The 23,498-nt window shown below is 55.6% G+C and carries 18 protein-coding genes and 1 tRNA gene; 11 read left to right on the forward strand and 8 right to left on the reverse strand.

All coding sequences use genetic code 11. The features are described from left to right. The first annotated feature begins 1 nt into the window (after window position 1). Window positions 2-1,759 carry a BatD family protein gene (locus tag K9N21_12630; protein ID MCF8144755.1) on the forward strand — a complete coding sequence of 586 codons (1,758 nt, stop codon included), beginning with the start codon at window positions 2-4 and terminating at the stop codon, window positions 1,757-1,759. After that, on the forward strand, window positions 1,756-2,568 hold the full coding sequence (locus K9N21_12635) for a tetratricopeptide repeat protein (protein ID MCF8144756.1): 813 nt from the start codon (window positions 1,756-1,758) through the stop codon (window positions 2,566-2,568). Before K9N21_12630 ends, K9N21_12635 begins: the two co-directional genes overlap by 4 nt. Before the next feature lie 144 nt (window positions 2,569-2,712). Here the strand turns inward: K9N21_12635 and K9N21_12640 are convergent, their stop codons facing one another. Next, window positions 2,713-3,531: a response regulator gene (locus tag K9N21_12640; GenBank protein MCF8144757.1), complete on the reverse strand. Its 819-nt coding sequence runs from the start codon at window positions 3,529-3,531 to the stop codon at window positions 2,713-2,715. 199 nt (window positions 3,532-3,730) lie between these two features. Between K9N21_12640 and K9N21_12645 the strand changes: the two genes are divergently transcribed. Further along, on the forward strand, window positions 3,731-4,024 hold the full coding sequence (locus K9N21_12645; GenBank protein ID MCF8144758.1) for a hypothetical protein: 294 nt from the start codon (window positions 3,731-3,733) through the stop codon (window positions 4,022-4,024). A gap of 51 nt (window positions 4,025-4,075) precedes the next feature. Here the strand turns inward: K9N21_12645 and K9N21_12650 are convergent, their stop codons facing one another. Continuing rightward, window positions 4,076-5,899, reverse strand: a complete 1,824-nt coding sequence (locus tag K9N21_12650) for a PAS domain S-box protein (GenBank protein MCF8144759.1) — start codon at window positions 5,897-5,899, stop codon at window positions 4,076-4,078. Between the two features lie 60 nt (window positions 5,900-5,959). Beyond that, window positions 5,960-6,673 carry a CBS and ACT domain-containing protein gene (locus tag K9N21_12655; protein MCF8144760.1) on the reverse strand — a complete coding sequence of 238 codons (714 nt, stop codon included), beginning with the start codon at window positions 6,671-6,673 and terminating at the stop codon, window positions 5,960-5,962. Between the two features lie 869 nt (window positions 6,674-7,542). Between K9N21_12655 and K9N21_12660 the strand changes: the two genes are divergently transcribed. From K9N21_12660 to K9N21_12675, 4 genes are read left to right on the forward strand one after another with little or no spacing between them, the layout of a single operon-like run. Next, complete coding sequence (locus K9N21_12660) at window positions 7,543-8,337, forward strand: biotin--[acetyl-CoA-carboxylase] ligase (protein ID MCF8144761.1); 795 nt, start codon at window positions 7,543-7,545, stop codon at window positions 8,335-8,337. 9 nt (window positions 8,338-8,346) lie between these two features. Then, complete coding sequence (locus K9N21_12665) at window positions 8,347-8,907, forward strand: biotin transporter BioY (GenBank protein ID MCF8144762.1); 561 nt, start codon at window positions 8,347-8,349, stop codon at window positions 8,905-8,907. 36 nt (window positions 8,908-8,943) lie between these two features. Further along, window positions 8,944-9,885 (forward strand): methyltransferase domain-containing protein, encoded by a 942-nt coding sequence (locus K9N21_12670; protein ID MCF8144763.1) that lies wholly within the window; start codon window positions 8,944-8,946, stop codon window positions 9,883-9,885. A gap of 32 nt (window positions 9,886-9,917) precedes the next feature. Continuing rightward, complete coding sequence (locus tag K9N21_12675) at window positions 9,918-11,975, forward strand: molybdopterin-dependent oxidoreductase (GenBank protein ID MCF8144764.1); 2,058 nt, start codon at window positions 9,918-9,920, stop codon at window positions 11,973-11,975. A gap of 169 nt (window positions 11,976-12,144) precedes the next feature. Here K9N21_12675 and K9N21_12680 read toward each other — a convergent pair whose 3' ends face one another. Both K9N21_12680 and K9N21_12685 read right to left on the reverse strand, forming a co-directional pair. Next, window positions 12,145-12,855 (reverse strand): outer membrane beta-barrel protein, encoded by a 711-nt coding sequence (locus K9N21_12680; protein ID MCF8144765.1) that lies wholly within the window; start codon window positions 12,853-12,855, stop codon window positions 12,145-12,147. 172 nt (window positions 12,856-13,027) lie between these two features. Then, a tRNA-Val gene (locus tag K9N21_12685) sits at window positions 13,028-13,102 on the reverse strand. Window positions 13,103-13,411: 309 nt separating this feature from the next. Here K9N21_12685 and K9N21_12690 point away from each other — a divergent pair. From K9N21_12690 to K9N21_12700, 3 genes are all read left to right on the forward strand, one after another. Continuing rightward, the gene (locus K9N21_12690; protein ID MCF8144766.1) at window positions 13,412-13,885 is read left to right on the forward strand and encodes an SH3 domain-containing protein; all 474 of its coding nucleotides are present in this window, start codon (window positions 13,412-13,414) and stop codon (window positions 13,883-13,885) included. Between the two features lie 84 nt (window positions 13,886-13,969). Further along, the gene (locus tag K9N21_12695; GenBank protein MCF8144767.1) at window positions 13,970-14,866 is read left to right on the forward strand and encodes a M48 family metalloprotease; all 897 of its coding nucleotides are present in this window, start codon (window positions 13,970-13,972) and stop codon (window positions 14,864-14,866) included. Between the two features lie 19 nt (window positions 14,867-14,885). Beyond that, window positions 14,886-15,215, forward strand: a complete 330-nt coding sequence (locus K9N21_12700) for a hypothetical protein (protein MCF8144768.1) — start codon at window positions 14,886-14,888, stop codon at window positions 15,213-15,215. A 194-nt stretch (window positions 15,216-15,409) separates the two neighbouring features. Here the strand turns inward: K9N21_12700 and K9N21_12705 are convergent, their stop codons facing one another. Then, window positions 15,410-16,588 (reverse strand): MBL fold metallo-hydrolase, encoded by a 1,179-nt coding sequence (locus K9N21_12705; protein MCF8144769.1) that lies wholly within the window; start codon window positions 16,586-16,588, stop codon window positions 15,410-15,412. A 286-nt stretch (window positions 16,589-16,874) separates the two neighbouring features. Here K9N21_12705 and malQ point away from each other — a divergent pair, with 286 nt between their 5' ends. Next, the gene (gene malQ / locus K9N21_12710) at window positions 16,875-18,443 is read left to right on the forward strand and encodes a 4-alpha-glucanotransferase (GenBank protein MCF8144770.1); all 1,569 of its coding nucleotides are present in this window, start codon (window positions 16,875-16,877) and stop codon (window positions 18,441-18,443) included. 84 nt (window positions 18,444-18,527) lie between these two features. Here the strand turns inward: malQ and glgB are convergent, their stop codons facing one another. Both glgB and glgP read right to left on the reverse strand, forming a co-directional pair. Then, on the reverse strand, window positions 18,528-20,756 hold the full coding sequence (glgB, locus tag K9N21_12715) for a 1,4-alpha-glucan branching protein GlgB (GenBank protein MCF8144771.1): 2,229 nt from the start codon (window positions 20,754-20,756) through the stop codon (window positions 18,528-18,530). Window positions 20,757-20,767: 11 nt separating this feature from the next. Next, window positions 20,768-23,320 (reverse strand): alpha-glucan family phosphorylase, encoded by a 2,553-nt coding sequence (gene glgP, locus K9N21_12720; GenBank protein ID MCF8144772.1) that lies wholly within the window; start codon window positions 23,318-23,320, stop codon window positions 20,768-20,770. Between the last annotated feature and the right edge of the window lie 178 nt (window positions 23,321-23,498).

Below are 23,498 nucleotides of genomic sequence, written 5' to 3' on the forward strand. Positions count from 1 at the left end.
GATGCACAGACTTGTATTCTTGTTGGCGGTCCTTATGGCAGTACCGGGATTTTCAAACGCCTATGCAGAAGTTTCCATCACTCTGACCCTGGACAGGCAGGAGGCGACGCCCTCCGATTCCATACGCATGGTGGTCAGCGTGACCGGCGCCAGACAGACTGACGCCCGGCCGGTGATCGAGGGGGTGGATCGGTTTCGGGTGACACAGGGGGGGAGTTCGAGCCGGGTGGAGATCAGCAACGGCACCATCCGTTCAGGGGTCGATTATACCTATTTTCTTACGCCGTTACAGCCGGGGTCTTTTCAGGTCGGACCGGCCAGGATCCAGGTGGACGGGGAGATCCTTGAGAGCAATACGGCGCCCCTGACCATTGTCAAGGCGCCCTCCCGGGCATCTCCCGGCAAGAACCCCATTTTCCTGAAGGCGGCCCTTTCATCAGAAAAGGCATATGTTGAGGAACAGCTTCTGTACACGCTCAGCCTTTATCTGAGGACCAGGGTCGCCAATATCTCTCTTGAGCTTCCGGAGCAGGATCATTTGACCTTTCAGCAGTTGGGCAAGCCGAGGGAATACCAGGGAGTGCTGGATGGGCACACCTATCGAATCGTAGAGGTCACTTATGCGGTGATGGGCCTTAAGGACGGGGATTACCATATCCAACCTGCCCAGATGGATATGACCGCCTATGGATCCGGACAGCGGTCCAGACGGGGATTTTTCGACGATCCCTTCTTCTCAGACCCGTTTTTTAGAACCGGACAGCCGGTAAGCGTCTCCAGTGAACCGCTTGAATTGACGGTTATCCCCCTCCCCGAAACAGGAAAGCCGGAGGGTTTCAGCGGGCTCGTGGGCAGCTTCACCATCGCCTCTGAGCTGTCTCCGGCCAAGATACGAGCGGGTGAATCCGCCACCCTGACCGTAAAGGTGAGCGGCAGGGGAAATGTCCACCGCATTCCAGACCTCAAGATGCCATCACTGGATTCGTTGAAAATCTATGCAGACCAACCGGTTTTTGCGGCAGCCCACGATCATGATGGCCTGGCCGGTTCCAAGATAATGAAATGGGCCATCGTGCCCGAATTGCCGGGCGATTATCCAATTCCTCCCCTCACTATCAGTTTTTTCGACCCCAAGGGAGGTGAGTATCGGATCCTCCAGAGCCCCGGACACTCCCTGGCCGTTATCCCGGGGAAGGGAAAGATGATCATGGTGGAAGCCGGAGAAGAGAGACAGGATGGGGGTCACGGACCGGAAAAAAAGGAGATTCGGGAAGTCGGACATGATATCCTCCCCCTCCATACCTCTGTCAGAAATTTGGGAACCCAATCATTGCCGCGAAGCAACCTGTTTTTATGGACTGTCCTTTTTCTGCCGGTCTTTGTCTATGTCTCTACATTCCTGGGACTACGGCTCCGGAAAAGGTCGCTCCAGACCCTGCCTGCCCAGCGGGCAAAGCGGGCGGCCCGCAATCTGATCCGGGAGTGCCGGCAATCCGAGGGAAATGATGCAGAACGCTTGAACCTGGGGATAAGGGATTATTTCAATGACCGCTTCGGCCTGGCCCTGGCCTCTCTGACCCCTGAGGATGCGGTCGGCATATTGGAATCCCGGGGGGTGAGTCCGGAAACCGCCGGAAGGCTCCGGGATATCTTGCAGCGGATGGAAAATGCAATCTACGCGGGGAGGGGCCGGGGATGGGACAGCTTCAGCCGGGAGATCCCCGGGGTCGTCCGGGAGATCGAGAGGGAGATCCGGTGAGAAAGAAGAGGATCTGGTTAATCATAGTCCTCCTCACGGTCGGGCTGTCTGTTGTGTCAGACACATGTGCAGACATCGGGTGGGAGGAGACCTTTTTCAGAGCAAATCAGGCATACCGGGAGGGTCATTTTCAAGAGGCCATCGACGGCTATCTATCTCTCATCCGTTCGGGAAAGGAGGGCGGTCCGGTCTATTACAACCTGGGCAACGCCTATTTCAAATCAAACCAGCTCGGCCGGGCCATCTGGGCCTATGAACGGGCCCTCTTGCTCACGCCGAGGGACCCGGATCTCCGGTTTAATCTCTCCCATGCACAGGATCAGACCCGGGACGCCATCGAAGATCCCCGGGGAGCCATTGAGATGATATTTTTCTGGCTGAGATCATTCAGTCTCCGTGAGCTGTTCAGGGGCTTTGCTGTCTTGAACCTCCTCTTCTGGTCCATCCTTGTGGTCCGGTTTTTCAATCGATCGGAATGGCTCTACTATCTTTTTCTGTTCGTCATCTCATTATGGTTTATCGCAGGGCTTTCCTTCGGCCTCAAATATTACCGGATCAGCACTGATGACCGGGCCGTTGTCCTTCAGAAAGAGGTCGATATCCTGGCTGGTCCTGACACGACCGATACCGTGCTTTTCAAGCTCCACGAGGGAACAGTGGTACACCATGAGAGATCAGAGGATGGGTGGTCCCTGATCCGTGTATCCGAAAAGAACCGTGGCTGGACCACGGCAGGGGCCATCGGCCGCATCTCGGGCGAGGCGACCCTGCCCGATGAAGAAGAGGGAAAGGCCTTAAGTGGTGGGTGAGCGCCTTCCGCTGATCCCCTCGATATTCCACCCTTCCAATATTCCCTCATTCCATTCTCAGGGTCCGCAAGCCTGTTCAAAAGGAACGTTTTCTACGGTCTCCCCCATAATAAACAGAAGCTTTCAAGTCACTCTGGATAGCCTTCACGGGAGGGTATTCTCGGGCCAGCCTTTCCGGATATCATAGTCCTCCGCGGCCTCTATGGCGGTCAATGCCTGAACAGCGGCCTTATGGTCCCATGACGCCTTATAATTGGCATAGATCCAATCGGTCATGGCCGCATGAAAGGCAAGTACATCGGCCTTTGTCATGGGGATGTTCTGATTGTCCGATGAACGCCAGGCAAAACCGGCCGGCAATCCAGGGTCGGCCACGGCCGTCCTGGCGGCGACCGCGGCCAGGGCGCAACGGCTCCTTTCACTGCTGTCGAAGGCGTTTCCCCTGAAGACAACCCCTCCCTCTATCTTTCGGGCACGCAGGGCATTGATCTGGCTGCATTTTTTTTGAACCACCTCTTCCAAAGTGATCAGTACATCATGAATCACGGCCATGAGGGCTTCCGGCTCAATCGGTTTTTCCAGGAATGCATCCGGCCTGGTCTCGATAAACCGGTTCAATACCTCTTCTGTGGGCCTGTCCCCCAGCGATTCAATATCTTCATGAAAGTCGCGCAGTTCGGCCAGGTGCTTCAGGAATCCTCCCTCGCCGGTGAGAATAATTACAGGTATGTCCCGGTATTCCGGCGACTTCTTGAGTTCGTTGAATACGAATATCCCACTCTTTTTGGGCATCCGCAGGTCCAGGAGGATCAGCCCGGGGGAGACCTCCGCGACCTTGGCAAGCCCTTCTTCTCCGTCAAAGGCACTGGAAATGTCGGCAAAACCGTTTTCTTCCAGTATGGTGGTCAAATAGCGCACATTTTCCTTTTCATCATCAATGATCAATACCTTTGTTTTTTTCATAATTTCCTCCTTGTATAAATTTTTGCGTAAGCGGTTCCCCTTCTCTTGACAACCATTCTTTCCGGTGCTACCAAACTGCATAGATGCATTGACGGTCAGGGCTCACAACAATACCGTGGGTCCTTGCCGTTTGTGGTGAATACCCGGGGCCCGATTCCTTGTGAAGACAACCGTCAGGGGCCGTTATCAGAGCAATCCCATGTCCATCGCATATTCGGTAATCAACGTATCCGTCACCACTGTTCTTGCCCTGGAACCGTTCCGGGTGAGTGTCGGATCTGTCTGGACCACCGGCAATCTCCTCTTTCGCGCCCAGTTTTGCGGTCGAGACATTGTCGCCTGCATGGAACGATGGGCAGGCGCCGTAGACAGGACCGGCCGCGCCTATATCCTCTACCCTGCGGATCACCCCAGGGCAGAAGGTCTGGTGATTCAGGCCCTGGACAGCCGCTACTGTTTTGAGGTGTTTCCCTCCAACGGCAATGCCGCCTGAAAAGGCCATGAACCCCGGGGGAGACGGAATCATACGCCCAACCCAAATTCGTCATTGTATATCTTCAATTCGAATTGTAAAGACCGAACCTTTGCCCAGTGACGATTGAACCGAGATATTCCCCCCATGCTCTGATACCATCTTGTCTGACACACACAGACCCAATCCTGTGCCATGGCCGTCCTTGGTGCTGAAAAACCGGGAGAAGAGTTTGCTCCGGGTCTCTTCGCTCATCCCAACACCGTTATCCGCAACAATAAAGCGGACATCCCCTTTGTCCCGTTCCACCCGGACGTCAACCGTGGGGGTCTCTCCTGCCGGATAGGCCTTTTCCCTGCACGCATCCATTGCATTGGAAACGAGGTTTAAGAGGGCGCGGCCGATGGTCTCGGGATCCAGCTTCACCAAAGGCCCCTCCTCCCCGCTGCAAGAAATATGGATCCCTTCCTGTTGCGCGGCAGTCGCCACCAGGTCAACGGTCTCCCGGGCCAGTTTCAGAGGATCCGTGGGGCGTCGCGCCGGTTCTCTCTCCCGGCAATAACTGAGCATGTCCAGGCTGAGCCTGCTGATGCGTTCGATCCCCTTCTGGACGGTCCCCCACCCCTCCTGCAGCAGTTTGTCATCTTTCCGCTTCAGACCCACATTCAGCATGTATGAACCGCCCTTGAGCCCATTGAGCACGTTCTTGATGCAGTGGGTGATCCCTGCAACCGTTTCCCCCACTGCCGCAAGGCGTTCCTGCTCCATGAGCTGTTGACGCAACCGGTTTTCTTCGGTGACATCCCTGCTGATCCCGACGGTTCCCAATATGCGGCCATCGCTGTCTTTCAATTGCGACAGTGACAGACTGACTTCCACCTCGTCCCCACCCTTGGAAAGAAGCGTTGCAGGGAAATTGTTTACAGCGCCCCTTGCTTCCACCTCAGCCATCAGCTTCCGGCGTTCATCCGGTGCCTTCCACAATCTGTCAATCCCCTGGCCGATGATGTCATCCCTGCCGTAGCCCAGCATCCGCTCGCCTGCCGGGTTGAAGGTGACGATACGGCCCTTGAGATCGGTGGTGATGATCATATCGGAGGAATGAACAAGGATGTTTTCCAGATACTCCTTATGCTGTCGTACCGCTTCCTGAAGTTCGATTTCCTCGGTCATGTCCCTGGCCATGACGGCGAATGACACCATTTCCCCCTGCTCGTTCCAGATAGGGAAGCGGACGGTATGGAAATGGAAGGTCTGTCCGTTGACCTCCATTTTCTCGTTAAAAAAGAGGGTTCTTCGGTGATCGAGGACCTGTTGATCGTGGGCGGCCATGGCCCTGGCCAGCGGGGCCTTGAAGATCTCCGCATCGGTTTTGCCGATCACTGCTTCCTGGGGCATTCCGATGTAGTGAACCGTGGCAGGATTGACATAGAGATAGCGGCCTTCGAGGTCCTTGATACAGATAATATCCTGGGCAGACTCCAGGAATTGACGGAGCTTCTGCTCCCCTTCCCGCTGCACCTGCTGCTTTTCTGTTTCAATCTGTACCAGATCCCACAACAGGCGAGCCCCCCGATGGTCAATGGAGCTGATATCGAGGGGTTTGGTTCGGATGATTTGTTCCCGCACCTCATTGGATCCGGTCAATTCGATGAGCAGATTCAACCCCGGGATGTCATACAGCTTCTTGAAATCGTCGGTGGTAAAGATCCCCATCCCCTGGGCGCGTAGAATGCCCGGGGCAGTGGGGGTGCGATCGGCAACGCCCACGATCTCCATGTTCAACCGTTTCAGCCGTTCCTGACTCAACAGGATCAGGAGGTCGTCACAGGCCTTGCCCCCTCCGATAATGGCGGCCTTGAGGGGCACCCGGGATTGGGCGCCTCTTCGGATCACAGGAGGCGCGGTGGCCTCCTGGTTTGCTTTTTTATTCCGGTCCACCCCTTTTTCGCCCCCTTATCCAACGATCCATTCGCCGGGTGGTCTGGTGTAATCCTGAAAGACCTCCTTTGTTTTTTCCCGGCGGTCCACCAGATAGAGCAGTTTGGCCTTGGCTTTCAAGGCCGCTTTCATCTCTTCCATTCGTCCCCTGTCACAGTCAAACACCCTTATGTAGACATGCCTGGTGCCTTCAAGACCGGCAGTGGAACTCAGGATGCTGCCCACGCGACAGCCGTAGCTGCGAAGAATATCCGCTACTTCTTTGATGGACCCCGGCCTGTTTTCCAGCAAAAAAGCAACCTGTACGCCCTTTTCCCGGACGCCTGTCAGCGAAACCAGCACCTGGAAGATGTCCGTCTGGGTGATCATCCCCACCAGTTTTCCCTCAGGATCCACCACAGGGGCCCGCGACAGCTTGTGATCAAGGAGGACCTCGGCGGCCTCCTCGACCGTGAAATCGACGGGGATGGTGATCGGATCCTTGGTCATGATATCCTGGACCTTGATCCTCGAGACCAGGTACAAAAGCTCATGAATATCCAACGTGTTGGCATCGGAGGCAGACGCCCTTTTCAGATCTCTGTCCGTCACTATGCCTACCAATTTCCCTTTTTTCATAACCGGCAGTCCTCTGAAATGATGCTCTTTCATCAGCCTGGACGCGTCCGACATAGAGTCGTTTACATCGACCGTGATCACCTCTTTGCTCATCCAATTCTTGACTAACATGGGTATGCCTCCTCTCGTTAATGCGTTCATAATAATTAACCTACTTTATCCTAAAAGCATGCAGGATGTCACCCGGAATCGTAAGTTGAGGGATTGGGCCTTTTTGCGATCATGATGTCTTCTGTTTACACCTTCGAAAGCGCTGTATTCCCTGAGAGCATATCGGCCGCAACCAAAAAGGTATTGGTGCTTACCCATAAGGCACCAACTTCTCCGCATGGTCCAGAGAAGTTACAACCAAAGGTTCTAAAGCGGATAACCGCAACCAAAACGGCTGGTGCTGTCCCGTCATTCCGGCATGCCCTTAGCCGGAATCCAGTCCATCGTATTTCTGGATTCCGGCTAGAATCGTGCCGGAATGACGGAAGGCTAAACGTGCAGTGGAAGGACGGCCATATTTTCTTGTTTTTCATGACAGAAGACCAGGGAATAAGGTTCTAAATGGCGGGCTCACCCCGCCGGCCGGAATCCGGGTCTCTTATTCCTCTGGTGAGCAGCTGGATGCAGGATCCGGAGGATCCGGTGCGGATCGGTGGGGGATCCGTAAGCACGCGGGTTTTGACGGCCCTGTCAAAAGATGTTAAGATGATATTTTTTGATGCAGCCGCCCCGGTCAAGAGGAGCCCAAAAAATATCATATGGAGACACAACGCCGCTTTTTGAACAGATCGTGTTGCTCTGGGCCGGTCCTGACAGCCGCCGGTCCTTTCCTCGCAAGCTGCCGGCATCATAACGTCACAAATGCCAAACGCATCCAAGAGAATACTCCTTGAGATCTTTTTGCTTTTATGGCTTGTATAAAAATTTACCGGAGGTGCCTATGCTGGAAAAAGGACAGCCTATATGTGGATTGCCGAGGACAGGGTGTGATGAATGATTCGGATTCGCTCCTCCCCCGGGAAATTGTGAAAGGACTTGACACGGAGGTCTTGGGAAGAAAAGAGATCGTCCATCTCGTGGAAACAGACTCCACAAATGCCAGGGCCAGGGAATTGGCTGAGCAGGGGGCCCCGGAAGGGACCCTCGTGGTCGCCGAAAGGCAGACTCAGGGAAGAGGACGGAAAGGGAGGGCCTGGTTTTCACCTTCCGGCGCCGGCCTTTACACCTCTCTCGTCCTCAGACCCTCCATGCCCCCCAATGAGGCAACCCGGATCACCTTCCTGACCGCGGTTGCCGCGGCCGAGGCCCTTCTCCATCTGACAGACCTGAATGTGAGAATCAAGTGGCCCAACGATATTCTCGTCAACGGGAAGAAAATTGCCGGTATCCTGACGGAAATCAGCACAGGGCGGGGGGGTGTGGATTACGCCGTGGTCGGTCTGGGGATGAATGTCAATACGCCGGGCTTTCCGGACGACATCAGCGAAAAGGCCACCTCCGTATTTATCGAAACCGGTGAACGATTTCCGAGGGCGGTCCTTCTCAGAGAATATCTGAGACAACAGGAGGCATGTTTCAGGCGGTTGCGGACATCGGGGTTTGAGCCGATTTTGGGGCGTTGGAAAGAGCTGGCAGACAGTATGGGAAAGGAGATCAGGGTCCGGATGATGGAGAATACCTATGAGGGGTGGGTTGAGGATATTGATCCGGAAGGCATTTTAATTCTTAGAGACAGGCAAGGGATCTCTCGCCGGATACTGGCGGGCGATGTCTCTTTTGTGTGAGTCATACCCATGAAACAGAAGAGGATATCCCCACGGGGAATGGTTTATGCGTCGATCTTCGGCGCTGTGACCGCGGCAGGGGCCTACCTGATGATACCCCTCCCTCCGGTGCCCATTACCCTCCAGACCTTATTTCTCTATGTGGCCGCGGCCCTTTTGGGCGGCCGGCTGGGTGCATTGAGCCAGATCGTATATCTGCTGATCGGGATCATCGGGCTCCCGGTTTTTTCCGGCGGCAAGGGGGGCTTGGGGGTCTTACTTGGGCCTACCGGGGGATACCTGGTGGGATTTGTTGCCGGGGCGTATGTCATCGGCAGATTGGTGGAAATGAAAAAGACCCCGGGGCCTGTCTGGTTCGTGTTCGCATTGGGTGCAGGCACGGTGGTGATTTACCTGTTGGGCGTGATGCAGCTGGTACTGATTGCAAGGTTTTCCATATACCAGGCGATTACCGTGGGGGTTCTCCCCTTTTTGATCGGCGATGCCCTGAAGGTGGGTCTTGCCATCTTTATCACCATGAAATTGCGGAGCCGGTTAGGCCTCCATGAACTGGAGATCATGCGGGGATAGACCGATTCTTTCACTGGATTATCCATAAGGGGTAAAATGAAGCGCGTACTTTTAAACCTGCTGATCTGTCCTGCCTGCCTTCCTGCTGAAATCGTCCTCGGCAGCAGGATCATCAAGGAGGAGGGAGAAGATATCCTGGAGGGGTCGTTATCATGCCCTCAATGCGGCAATGTCTACCCGGTCAGGGAGGGCATTGCATTCCTGGACCCGGTATCTCCGGCAAGGGCGGCCAAACATGATTCCAAGTATGAGACTGCCCCGGTCCTGTCCTCCTACCTGTGGAGCCATTACGGAGATATCCTGAAAGATCCGGAGGCAACCCCTGCCTATCGTGAGTGGGCGGATCTGATGGCCCCTCATGCGGGAATGGCCGTGGATGCCGGATCTGCAGTGGGGCGGTTTACCTTTGAGATGAGCTTGAAGAGCGACTTTGCCGTGGGCGTGGACAATTCCCTTTCGTTCATTCGCTCGGCACGGCGGTTGATGATGGATCGAAGTATGAAAATCGATCTGAAAGAGGAGGGACATTTCACAAGAGAAGTCGTCCTTTCCCTGCCCGAGGCATGGGACAGCCGCAAGGTGGAGTTCATTGTGGGAGATGCCCAGTGTCTCCCCTTTCCCTCCGGGACTTTTTCATCCCTTGCCTCTCTGAATCTGGTGGACAAGGTCCCGGTCCCTCTCCGGCATATGAAAGAGCTGCATCGCCTGGCCGCGGAACAGGATGCCCAGCTCCTCTTATCCGATCCTTTTTCCTGGTCTGAAGATGCGGCGCCCCAGGAAAACTGGCTGGGCGGAACGGAAAAGGGGCCTTTTACCGGAAGGGGGATGGAAAATATCATGGCGCTTCTTGCAAATGAAAAAAACGGGTGGTCCCCGTTGTGGAGGGTGGAAAGGCATGGACACATCTGGTGGAAGATACGGACCCATGCCAATCATTTTGAACTCATTCGAAGCTGTTTTGTGAAGGCGGTCAGATGAAACATAGTCAAGCATCTGCTGGAGGGAAACAGGTGAAAAGAGACACCGTGTGTCGCCTCTGTTCATCGTGTTGCCCGGTCGAGGTAATACTGGAAGATAACCGGCTGATAGCCGCTGTGAGGAAATCGTCTCCTCTTGGGGAACGCGCTTCCTGCCCAAAGCTCAAGGCCGCGGCCGACATTGTATATTCCCCGGACAGATTGAAGGCACCCCTTGTGAAGGAAAAAAGGGACGGCATTTTCAAAGAGGCCTCATGGGATGACGCCCTGGACAGGGTCGTCGACCGGTTTCACTATTTCAAGAAAACCTACGGCGCGGAATCTATCTGCTGGTTGCGGGGGATGGCCGCAGACTGGGGCGCGCCGTGGGATTATGTCAACCGGCTCATGAACCTTTTCGGCTCCCCCAACACCATCGGCAACGGGTCTGTCTGCCATGTGGCGCGCGAAATGGCCCATGTACTCACATACGGGGCCATGACGGCTTCGGATCAGAAGAATTCGGGCTGTATCATTGTCTGGGGAAAGAATGACCGGGACACCAACCCGGCCGCATTCGAAGGGATCCGTCATGCAAAGGACCGAGGCGCCAAACTCATTGTGGTAGATCCAATCCGCACCGAACTGGCGGCAATGGCGGATATCTGGCTCCAGATAAAACCGGGCTGCGACGGCCTGCTGGCCATGTCCATGATCCATGAAATCATTTCCAACGGGCTTTATGACCGGGACTTTGTCGAAAAATGGACCGTCGGTTTTGACTCCCTGAGAAAGGCGGCCGCCAAGTATCCCGCGGAAGCCGTTGGCAGGGGCATCTGGCTGGCCCCGGATGCGATCCAGGCGGCCGCCCGTCTATATGCCACCCAAAGGCCGGCTTCCATTATCGAGGGAAACGGTCTGGACATGCAGCTCAATATCTTTGACAACACCCGGGCGGTCTGCTTTTTGAGGGGATTGACCGGCAATCTGGACAGGCCCGGCGGCGATCTGATCCCGCAGCCGATTCCGGTGAGAAATATCCAGATGAAGGATCGCCTTCCCGAAGATGTCAAGTCGATTACCTGCGACTACCCCCTGTTCAACGAATTCCACGAGACCTGGGGCCGGCATGTCCAGTCCTGCGTGATCGACGCCATCCTGGATGAAACCCCTTACCCCGTCAAAATGCTGGTGGTTCAGTCCGCCAATCCGGTGGTGACCATGACCGACTCCAGGAGGGTGATGCGGGTCCTTGAACGGCTCGAATTCCTGGTGGTCATCGACCCGTTCATGACCCGGACGGCCCAATTCGCCCATGTGGTCCTCCCTGCAACCAGTTGCTTTGAAAAGACCCAGTTGAACCGCGCCTTTCTGCGCAACAACCCGGTGGTCCTTCAGAACCAGGTGATGGACTGTGTGGGCGACAGCTGGCCCGACTGGAAGATTACCTTTGAACTGGCAAGGAGGCTGGGTCTGGAAGAGGAATTTCCCTGGCAGAGCGCAGAGGAGGCCATCGATTATCAACTGGCGCCTGCGGGCATCACCGTGGATATGTTGCGGGAAAACCCCGGCGGGATCCGTGTGGAAGACATCGCCTATGAAAAGTACACCACCAGGGGATTTGATACCCCCTCAGGCAAGATGGAATTTTATTCCAGGACCCTTGAAAAACACGGCTATCCTCCTGTTCCCTCTTTTGACCACGATGCGCAGAACCAGATCAGCTTTTACGAACAGCGAGACGAATTTCCCATGCTGGGCATCAGCGGCGCCCGCTCGCGGTGTTTCACCCATTCCCAGTTTAAATTTGTCCCGTCTCTTTTAAACCACGAGAAGGAATGCGCCATCGATATCCATCCCGCCGACGCCCGTGAAAAGGGGATTTCCGATGGAGACAGGGTCAGGGTGGAGACGCCTCGGGGGCACATCACCATGAAGGCAAGGATCTCCGATGTGGTTCATCCGGAGGCCATTCGGATTGCCTGGGGATGGGGCGAGTTCAGCAGTGATTACAATCTCAACAATCTGACCGATGATGACCGGAGAAACAGGGTCACCGGAACGCCATCCAATAGGAGTTTTATGTGCAGGATAACAAAGGTGACTTCCTGACAGAACGCAAGCGGCACGGGCGCAACTGACAATGCCGCACGCAACGCCATCAAGCCACAAAGAAGTTTTATTGTATGAGACTCCCAAGGATAAACTGCCTGGATTGATAACATCGTGAGAATCCAAAAAAAGGGATCTTTCTGAGGGGACGGGGTCAAGGCGTGTGGTTTCAGAAATAGAATTGTATACCCGCTTGAACGGCATGGGTGTGAATGGGATCCCCGTGCAGGGGCACCCCTCCGGTTTCATAGTCCTGTTGTCCCCCTATTCCCATAAAACGATATCCCAGGATAAGGCGCCATGCATCTGTAAGGGCGTAAGAAATCCCTGCCATGAACCTGTACGTGAAGAGCGTATTGCTGCCACAGGTCGGCGGGAACCCGGTCAGGGTGATATCGTGGGCCTTGAAACGGATGCCGCCCAGACCCGCCCCCACATAGGGCCTGAATCTGGCGCCAACGGGGATGTCGTAAAAGATGTTGACCGTCGCCCCCCACATGTCATAGTACCCTGAGAGGTCGCCGCCTCCCCCTGAAAAACTGACATGATCCGCATCGCTCCGCCCGTACATGACCTGGCCCTCGACCCGGAAGTCATTGTACCGGTATCCCAGTCCTCCGTCGATGGCAATCCCCCATCGGGTCTTGGTTGTTCCCGGTGAAAGGTCTGGCGAGGTGGTATCTATGGAAAAAGGGCCCACGGCAGACGGGGTGAATGAAATATAGAATCCGGTCTGCGGGGTTGTCCCCTCTTCTTCATCCGCAGCCCGCAATGTCTCTGCCATAAGCAAGAAAAAGACGCCGGAAGCCATAACCGCAATGATTTTAAGGGCGGTCTCCTTGTTCTTCCCGATCCTGAACAGGAATGTTCTCAAAAACACGAAACCCTCCACGATGATGGTGTAAAATTCCCCGTTCTCTCTGCACGGGTCGCAACGTGGCGGCAACCCCGCCGGACCACCGTTGCCGAGATCCACTCCGGTCTCACACATCGCGACCAAAAACCCAAAAAAAAGGCCGCTTGGAAAAGCGGCCTAACCCTTGATATAATTCTGGTAGGCACGAAGGGATTTGAACCCTTGACCCCTACCGTGTCAGGGTAGTGCTCTCCCCCTGAGCTACGTGCCTATAATCTAAAATTTTTATCATTTAGCCACAGGGATGTCAAGATGTATCTTCAACAGACACCGATTCTCATTTGGGGTCTCATGGACTCTGGAAGAAGGCTCGGCCAGGCATCCTTATTTCTTTGGAAGATCCTGATGCTGTTGAACGGGGAAAGGCCCCCTGGGGCGGGCCGTTCGAGGATTCAGATGCGGAATTGAAAAATCGCTCCGATTGGATTTGAAAAAATCCGGCAGAGGCGTTATGATGGTGGGAACAGCAAGGAGGTGTATGTCCATGAAACAGATACTCTTCTTTTCGGCATGGGTGGTCATGGCGGGATTTTTCATGTCCCCGGCCTACGGAGCGGAATCCCTCTGGGTTGCATCCGAGGGCGCCAAACTCAAAGCCGAGCATTCGGCGTCGTCCAAGACCGTCTCAGACCTGCCCGTAGGGGCGGAGTTAAGGGTCCTGAAATCGGAAAGCCGGTGGTACCGGGTCCGGACCGCCTCCGGTAAGGAGGGATGGATCTACCGGGGCAAGGTTTCGGATACTCCTCCTCAAAAGGAGACCGAGGACACGGGCGATCTTTTTGCAGGGATGCAGGGGAGCCGCATCGGCGCGGATGAGGCCCAGACCTCGCGCAGTATCCGCGGGCTGTCCAAGGAGACTGAGGCCTACGCCAAGGAGCGCGGCACACCCGAGGCCTATAAAAAGGCCCTGGACCAGGTCCTGGCTGTCACAGTAACTCCCAAGGAGCTTGAGATTTTTCTGCGCAACGGAAAGATTGGAGAATATGCTCAGTAACCCGCCGGGTGGACATGCCGTCTTACCCCGGCAGGCCTTAAGGTGGAGAGAAGCGATATGAAAAGGAAAGTTCTTGCATGGTGCATGGCGGCCGGGTTAGGGTCGCTGGTGTGGTGTTTCGGTCCCCCTGTTGCTCTTTGCGAAGCGCCCAAAGCCAAGGAACAGTCCAAGGACTCCGGCGGCCTTTTTCAGAAATTGATGGATCCTAAATCCAAGGAAAGACAGATTCTTCAGGGCGTCGGCGCCATCCTCGGCTCGACCTCGGAGATGGACTATGAATCGGAACGGACCATCGGGGAAAGCCTTGCCCTGGAGGGATTCCGGCGGTACGGGATGCCGGTCAATAACCCGATCATCCAGAAATACGTCAATCTGGTGGGAAACGCCGTGGCCCGCAATTCGCTGCGGCCCAAAATCCCCTACAGCTTCGTTGTGGTGGACAGTCCGCTCCAGAATGCCTTCAGCTGCCCGGGGGGGATCATCTTTATCAGTGAAGGTCTCTTCAAGACCATCCGGGATGAGGCCCAACTGGCTGGCATCCTGGCCCACGAAGTGGCCCACGTGGGGCATAAGCACGCCCTTCAATCCATACAGCGGGCCCAGTTTTTCCAGGGCGTAGGCAAGATCACCGCAGCAACCATGAAGGGGGAGAAGGGGAAGGAGTTTGAGGCCATGATCGGAAATCTCCAGGAGACCTTGTTCGACAAGGGACTGGATCAGAACATGGAATTCGAGGCGGACAAGAGCGCCATGGAGACCGCCTACCGGACCGGTTATGACCCGGTCGGAATCATCGAGGTCCTCAAGGCGCTCAAGAAAATCGAGGCCCAATCCAAGAAACAGGGATCATGGTTTTCCACCCACCCCCCCTTGAGCGAGCGGATCCGGAGATGTGAGGCGGAGAAGGGCCAGTATCCCGATGCCGGATCCCTGGTGCGCCTCCCGGAAAGGTACCAAAGGGCGAACACGATGACCCCCTGAACCCTTCGAAAGGCAGGCTGTGGGAGAAACGATAAGACAAGATGGCGGGTATCTTAAGGCCTATTACGAGTTCAGGGAATCGGTCGATTTTGCCCAGGGCGGGTTCCTGCCGGACCTTGATAATTTGGTCTGGTATCTGCTCGTCGGGGTGCCGCCGGTCCCTGCGGATGGAGATGATTCGGAAGAAGGGAAGCTCGCGGCCCTGGACCAGCGGCTGAATATCCTGAAGGCGGTATTCGTGGAACTGAACCGGAACATGCCCGATCCCTTTCTGGATCAAGGCCTCGGCATCTATGACACGGCCGGAAAAAACGCCCGGGAAATGATCCGAGAAAAGTGCCTGAAATGATCTAAGGGGGACGTACCCGGACGTACCCGCAACCCAATTTTGTCCCTTAGCTCGAAGGTTGGGAAAGGAACCTGGATCACCCAGGAAAGGTTTTTTCCTTAAACCCATTATTCCATCATTCCATACTTCCATTATTCCAAATTAAAGACGTCACCCTCTCCCAGTATCCAGCATCCAGTATCCAGTATCCAGCATCAAGCATCCGGCTTCCAGAAATGCGTTTCCCCATGTTCCAGGTGCACCAGCCGATCGGAAAGACCTGCCCTCTCCAGTTCCCGCCTCAACTCCACCGGAGGAAGGTAAACCGGTTCGTCGCCCAGGCGAAAGGTCCCCCAGTGGACGATGAGGAGTCGTTTGGCCCGGAGTTTCAAAAATGCCTGCACGGTCTCCCGAGGGTTCATGTGGCTCGGGCCCATGAACCAGCGGGGTTCGTAGGCCCCCAGATTGAAAACGGCCAGGTCGATGGAAAAGGCCTCTCCGATTTCGGCGAAGCCGTTGAAGTAGGCCGTATCACCCGAGATGTAGAGGGTCGGTCCGGCGGTGGTTTCGATCAGAAAAGACCCCCACAAGGCCTTGTTGGGGCCGGTCAGGGGATTGCGCATGGTCCAGTGATTACAAGGAAGAAGCGTGATCTTTTGCTTTCCGTCTTCAAAGGAATTGAACCAGTCCAGAGAGGTTCGTCGCTTCATCTCCAGATGCTCGAAAATATCCTCATATCCCAATGGGCTGATAATGTGGGTGTCCCTGTCCAGCACGTCCAAAGAGGCCGTATCCAGGTGGTCATAATGACCATGGGTGATCAGTACGTGATCCGGACGCGGCATCAGGGCCATATCCGTAACAATGGGGGTGTAATCCTTGATAAACCAGGTGAGATCGAAAAAGACAGGATCCACCAGGATATAGTGATCCAGGTCCTTTATCATCAGCCCGCAGTGCTTGATAAAGGTAATGGAAAGCCAGTTCTCCTGCCGGACGGCCTCCCAGTCAATGTGCACGGGGGTTACCCGCTCCCGGTCATAATCATCTCTGAACCGGTTTTCGCTGAAGATCTTCCAATGGAGAATCTCCCAGAGGTTCTTCCGTCCCGCCTCCCCGAAAGGGTTAATGAAGTGTCCGTTGCCGTGATGAAGCCTTCTGCGGGCGATTTCTTTGAGGCTGAGGCCCTCCGACCGGTCTCCGGTTGGGTCCGCATTATCCCCTGCCCCGGCATGCCTGGAAAGCGGCCCCCATGAAAAGAACTGTGCCATGACCATCATTTTACCCCATTGAAGGAGTCGCTTGATAAGATGTCGGCGGGTCATCGGGTTGCCGTCTCCCTTATCTCTTGAAATGATGCGAAGAATCTTATCCTGGAAAATCATCTGGTTCATTTATACATTATAGCAGCAGGACAATCATATCTGTTCAGACCAGGCAGGTCAAATTCTTATCTGATCGGATTACCCCTTGCGGCCGTTCCTCTCTGGTTTCCAATATCGACAACCGCAGCCTTACCGCGACACAACGGACAGGACATGCAAAACATCTTTATGGTAGAATGAGCATCGATGTGTTGCCCCATTTTCATTTGACATTTCACACCTTGGTAACGCATGCTGAAGGTACATGGAAGGCAGGTCAATGCCAGTAGCTATGCCCAATGGGAGGGAGTTCGGAATGGGATCAAAGACAAGAGGAAGCGGGGTGTTGCTCCATATCGCCTCGCTGCCGGCGCCTTATGGGATAGGGGATTTCGGGGCGGCGGCTTACAGATTCGCGGATTTTCTGGCCCGCACCGGACAGACCTCCTGGCAGGTCCTCCCCTTGAGCCCCACGGACCTCATGTGCGGCAATTCCCCCTATTTCAGCCGATCTGCCTTTGCCATGAATCCCCTTTTCATCGGGATAGACCGCCTCATAGAGGAGGGGCTCATCTCTGAAACGGACATCCCGGCACTCCCCTATTTTTCCCCCGGGCGCATCGATTATTATCAGACAGGCGCATATAAGGCCGCTATTCTTGAAAGAACCTTTCGGCAGTTCAAAAAATCACCGGTCCCTGACGACTACAGGGCATTTTGTGCAACACACTCAGGCTGGCTGGATGACTTCGCCCTGTTCACCGCCCTCAAGACCCGGTTCAAGGGAATGGTCTGGAGCAGGTGGCCCGAGGAGTTGCGGGACAGGGAGCCTGAGGCCCTCAAGGAGGCCTCGGAATATCTGAAAGAGCAGGTGGACAAGGAAAAATTTGTCCAGTACCTCCTGTTCAATCAGTGGACTTCGCTCAAATCCTACTGCAACAAGAGGGGGATAGAGATTATCGGGGATCTCCCCATCTATGTGTGTTACGACAGCGTCGACGTATGGGTGAACCCCCATATCTTTAAACTGGACAGGGACAAGGCCCCCACTGCGGTGTCCGGGGTCCCGCCGGATTATTTCAGCGAAACCGGTCAGTTGTGGAACAACCCGGTCTATAGATGGGACGTGCTGAAGGAGACCGGGTATGGGTGGTGGATCGAGCGGATGGGTCATACCTTCAACTCCTTTGACAGGGTGCGGATCGATCACTTCCGGGGGCTTGTGAAATACTGGGAGGTTCCGGCGGGCGAGGAGACCGCCCTGGATGGGGTGTGGAAAGCGGTCCCCACGGAACACTTCTTCAAGACCCTGATCGAGTGGTTTCAGCGGTTTCCCGTAATTGCCGAAGACCTGGGGTTTATCACGCCCGATGTCTATGAGGTCATGGAGCGGTTTCAGTTCCCGGGGATGAAGGTCCTCCTCTTTGCCTTTGGCGACGACGACCCGATGCACCCCTTTCTCCCCCATACATACCCCAGAAACTGTGTGGCCTATACCGGTACGCACGATAACAACACGCTTCGAGGATGGTTTGAAAACGAGGCCTTACCTGTAGAGAAGAAGCGGCTGTTTCGTTATCTGTACCGGAATCCCCCCGCCCATGAAATCCACTGGGAGATGATCCGGCTGCTTATGATGTCGGTGGCGGATACCGCTGTTTTCCCCATGCAGGATATTTTGAATCTGGGCGAGGATGCGCGGATGAACCGGCCATCCACCCCGTCCGGCAACTGGACATGGCGGCTGGCGCCCGGACAGATTACCCCGGCGATTGAAGATACCCTGTCGACGATGACAGAGACCTACGGGAGGGCACCTGAACCGGTGGCAGATGATCCGGAGTGCGAGGCAAGCGGGCCGGAGGATGAGAATGTGAGAGGCTGAGAACATGCCGGACCTTTCAGCTTTCTGCCTACTGCCTACTTCCTACTCCCTACTTCCTACTCCCTGCTCCCCGCTCCCTGCTCTTTACGCCTCCGGCTTCAATATGAGCATTCCGAGGGGGGGGAGGTGAAGGCTCACGGAAAAGGGCTGATTGTGCCAGGGCCGGGAATCGGCCGTCACTCCGCCGCCAAGCCCCATGTTGCTCCCGCCGTAGCAGGCGGCATCGGAATTCATCAACTCCTGGTAGTGACCTTCCCGGGGAACCCCTATATGGTAGTCGATCCGGGGAACCGGCGTAAAATTGAAGACAAAAACCAGGGCCTGGCGGGGAGACTTCCCCCTCCGGATAAAGGATACCACATTGGCGTCCGTGTCACTGAAATCGATCCATTCGAAGCCGGAGGGATCAAAATCCAGTTCGTAGAATGCCGGTTCCGAGAGATAGAGCCGGTTGAGGTCGCGTATCAGGCGCTGAATCCCTGCGTGCATGTCATACTGAAGGAGATCCCATTGCAGCTGTTGGTCATGATCCCATTCAGACCATTGACCCAGTTCCCCGCCCATAAAAAGCGTCTTCTTGCCCGGCTCTCCATACATGTACCCGAACAGGAGCCTTAGGTTGGCAAATTTCTGCCAGCTGTCCCCCGGCATTTTTGACAGGAGGGAGGCCTTTCCGTGGACCACCTCGTCGTGGGAGAGGGGGAGGATGAAATTTTCATGAAAGGCGTAGAGGAGGGCAAAGGTCAATTTTTCCATGTGAAAACGACGATGGATCGGATCCTTGGACATGAAGGTAAGCATGTCATGCATCCAGCCCATATTCCATTTAAAGAGAAAGCCGAGCCCACCCAGATGAACCGGCCGGGTCACCCCGGGCCAGGCAGTGGATTCTTCGGCAATGGTGACCACCCCCGGAAACCGGCCGAAGACCTGGGTATTGAGCGTCTTAATGAATTCGATGGCTTCGAGATTTTCCCTTCCGCCGTAACGGTTGGGGATCCATTCCCCCTCTTTGCGGGAGTAATCCAAATAGAGCATGGACGCCACTGCATCCACCCGCAATCCGTCAATATGATATTTCTCGAACCAAAACAAGGCATTGGCCACCAAAAAATTTCTTACCTCATTTCGGCCGTAATTGAAGATAAGGGTGTCCCAGTCCTTCTGTATTCCCTGCTTGGGATCCGCGTGCTCGTACAGATGGGTTCCGTCATAATACTCCAGGGCATAACTGTCTTTAGGGAAGTGGGCCGGAACCCAGTCCAGGATCACACCGATTCCCTCGGCATGGCAACGGTCCACGAAGTAGCGAAGGTCGTCTGGGGTGCCGTAGCGGGATGTGGCTGCATAATAACCGGTAACCTGATAGCCCCATGATCCATCGAAGGGATGCTCGGCCAAGGGGAGAAACTGGATGTAATTAAATCCCATCTCCTTGACATAGGGGATCAGTTCCTCGGCCGCCTCCCGGTATGACAGCCATGCCTGAGACGACTCTTCCGCCTCCCCGCGGCGTCGCCATGATCCCAGATGCACCTCGTAGACGGCCATGGGCCGGGTCAGCGGCTTCCCTGCAGACCGGGATGTCATCCAGTCCTGATCGGTCCACTCGAACTGACTCAGATCGTAAACAATGCAGGCGGTCTTGGGCCGTTTTTCAAAACAGAATGCAAAGGGATCGGATTTAATGAGAATCGTGCCGTCGGTCGTGCGGATCTCGAATTTATACAGAAGCCCCGGCCCTAACTGGGGGACAAAAATCTCCCATATCCCGGATGCCCCGCGGGAGCGCATGGTATGTCGCCTGCCGTCCCACTGATTGAAATCGCCCACCACGCTCACGCGCGCGGCAGATGGGGCCCAGACCGCGAACAGGACCCCTGGGACACCCTGATGGCGAATGGCATGGGCGCCCAGTTTCTCATAGATCTCGTAATGGGTGCCCTGGTTGAACAGGTAGAGATCATATTCCGACAGGACAGGGGAAAAGGAATAGCTGTCATAGAAGGTGGACGTCAGGCCTCCGCCGAAATCCGCCCTGAGCCGGTAGGGCGCAATCTCTCTCTTTCCCTCCAGGACCAGCTCAAATAGACCGGCCTCTTCAATGAGAGACATCTCAGTCTCTTTTCCCGGATCGAGGTCCAGAACAGCGACCTTTTGCGCCCCGGGGAGAAAGGCCCGGGCCACCACTCCGGGGCCGGAGTCCAGTGCAACCGGGTGAACCCCTAAGACGCCGAATGGGTCTTTTGTTTTACCGGAAAGGAGGTCCTTTAGTTGTCGAGTTTTTAATGTGACGCCAGATGCAGCGGACATCTCAATCCCCCTCACGCCCATGTCACCAGGCCCATTACGAACCTGTTTTCAAGCCGGTGCTGGCTGGGCATGACCCGCACGGTATAGCCGAAGCGGCCGGTCTTGCGACACGGGACATACCCGCGATACAGGTGAAGGCCGTCGGAAGATTCAACCGGCTCCAGCGGGACGGTATTCCGCTCCGCGAAATCACCGTTCGGGTCCATGCGGCCGTAATAGGCATCCACGGTCACGTCTTCGGGCGACATGGCGCCCAACCTGATCCGGGCGGACACCTCAACCCGGTCTCCCACCGGTCTTTCCCGTACATGATCGGAGAGGATTGCTTCCACGGCGACCTCATGCCATCCTGTCCTGACCTTCTGGACCCACCCGGAAAGGTTCAGGGCACCGGCAAAATCATCACGCGACAAGGTGTCGAAGCGCTTGGCGCTCGGGATATAGAAGCGGTTCATATATTCCTGCACCATCCGATGGCTGTTGAATATGGGCACCAGGCGGCTGAGTCCGGCCTTCATTTTTTCCACCCACTCCCTCGGGATAGCGGCCTCGCCTCGTCTGTAAAAAAGGGGGACGATCTCTTTTTCGAGGCAATTGTAGAGGTCCTGGCTTTCGATATCGTCCTGGGCCTCGTGGTTCTGATAGACCTCCCCCCGGCCGATGGCCCAGCCGAAGTCGCGGTGGTATCCTTCATCCCACCAGCCGTCCAGGACGCTCAGGTTCAGACACCCATTGGCAAGGGCCTTCATGCCGCTGGTCCCGCAGGCCTCCAGCGGACGGCGAGGCGTATTGAGCCAGAGATCGCTTCCGGATACCAGTCGGAGGGCCACATCGATGTTGTAATCCTCCAAAAAAATGATGCGTCTTCGGAAGCGCTCCTGGCGGGCCAGATGGACAATGCGTTTGATGAAATCTTTCCCCTCGGTATCCATCGGATGGGCCTTGCCGGCGATGATGATCTGCACCGGATGCTGAGGATTGTTGACAATGCGATCGAGTCGATCCGGATCCCTGAAAAGGAGCGTGGCCCGCTTGTATGTGGCAAATCGCCGGGCAAAGCCGATGGTCAGGACCTCAGGAGAAAGGACCTCGGCTGCAGCCCGGATTTCTTCGTTGGAGGCCCCTCGTCGGACGAGCTGATTGCCAAGCCGGTTGCGGGCGTAACTGACCAGGCGTTCTCTCTGGCGTTCGTGGGCGAGCCAGAGCTCGCTGGCAGGGATTTGTTCAACCTGATCCCATATCCGCTCGTTATCAGGATCTTCACTCCAGTCCGGACCTAAATATCTGTCAAAGAGAACGGCCATATCCCCTGAACTCCAGGTGGGAACATGGACGCCGTTGGTGATATGTTCGATGGGTACATCTTCCTCCGGATGCCGGTGCCAGATTTTGTGCCACATGGCCCTGGAGACCTCTCCGTGGAGCCTGCTCACCCCGTTGACATGGGCCGAAAGTCTCAGGGCCAGGGTGGTCATGCCGAAATGCTCGGATTCGTCCCTCGGCTCCAGGCGGCCGTATCCTAACAAGACCCTGAAGTTGATGCCCAGCTCCATGGCATATTGTTCGAAATAGGCCCTGACCAGGGCAGGATCGAAGGTATCGTTTCCGGCGGGGACCGGCGTGTGGGTGGTGAAAACCGTAGTTGCGATGACGATTTCTCGGGCCGCGTCAAAGGATAACCCTTTCTCCTTTCTCAAGAGATTAATCCGTTCCAGGGCGGAAAAGGAAGAATGCCCTTCATTCATGTGAATTACGGTCGGCTCGATGCCCAAGGCCTTCAGCGCCCGTATTCCCCCAATGCCCAGGACAATCTCCTGTCGCAGCCGCATCTCCCGGTCCCCGCCGTAGAGCTGTGCTGTAATTCCTCGAAACTCCGGTGGGTTTTCCTTCACATTGGTATCCAGCAGATAGAGGGATATTCTTCCCACGGCCACGCGCCAGATGGCCACCTGGACCGGCGCACCCTTGAAGTCCACGGATACCCGGAGCGGATTTCCGTCCTGATCAAGCACCTGGGTGACCGGCATGTTGGCAAAATCATTGAGCGGGTACGTCTCCATCTGCCACCCGTCCGAGCTGAGGTACTGGCTGAAGTATCCTTCCTGATAGAGGAGCCCCACCCCCACCAGCGGCACGTTCAGATCGCTGGCGGATTTGAGATGATCCCCGGACAGGACCCCCAGGCCGCCGGAATAGACCGGAAGGGAGGCAGCCAGACCGAATTCGGCCGAGAAGTAGGCGACCTGGATGGGAAAGTCAGGAGAATAATCCCCTGAATGGATACGCGGCTGAGATATGTATCGCTCGAAATCGCGGTCGATCCGCTCCAACTGGGCCAGGAAGCCCTGATCCTCGGATAATTCATCCAGGCGCTCTTGGCTGACCAGTCCGAGCATCAGCACCGGATTGTGCCGGCATGCAGACCACTGCCCCGGATCGATACGCTGAAAAAGATCCCGGATCTCACTTTTCCAACTGAAACAGAGATTGTACGCCAGCTTCCTGAGAGAACCCAACCGTTCGGAGAGGTTGGGGATAACGCTGTATTCGACCTTGGCCTTCATTTATAACACCCTATTGATGTTGCCGGTTGATGTTGCTGGATACTGGATACTGGATGCAGATGGCTGATAGCTGATGGCTGATGGCTCATGGCCTTTGTTGCCGCTTACTCCCTGCTGCCTACTGCTTACTCCCTACTCCCTACTCCCTACTGCCTACCGCCTACTCCCTACTGCCCGA

This window comes from Deltaproteobacteria bacterium, assembly GCA_021737785.1.
Taxonomy (GTDB): domain Bacteria; phylum Desulfobacterota; class DSM-4660; order Desulfatiglandales; family Desulfatiglandaceae; genus AUK324.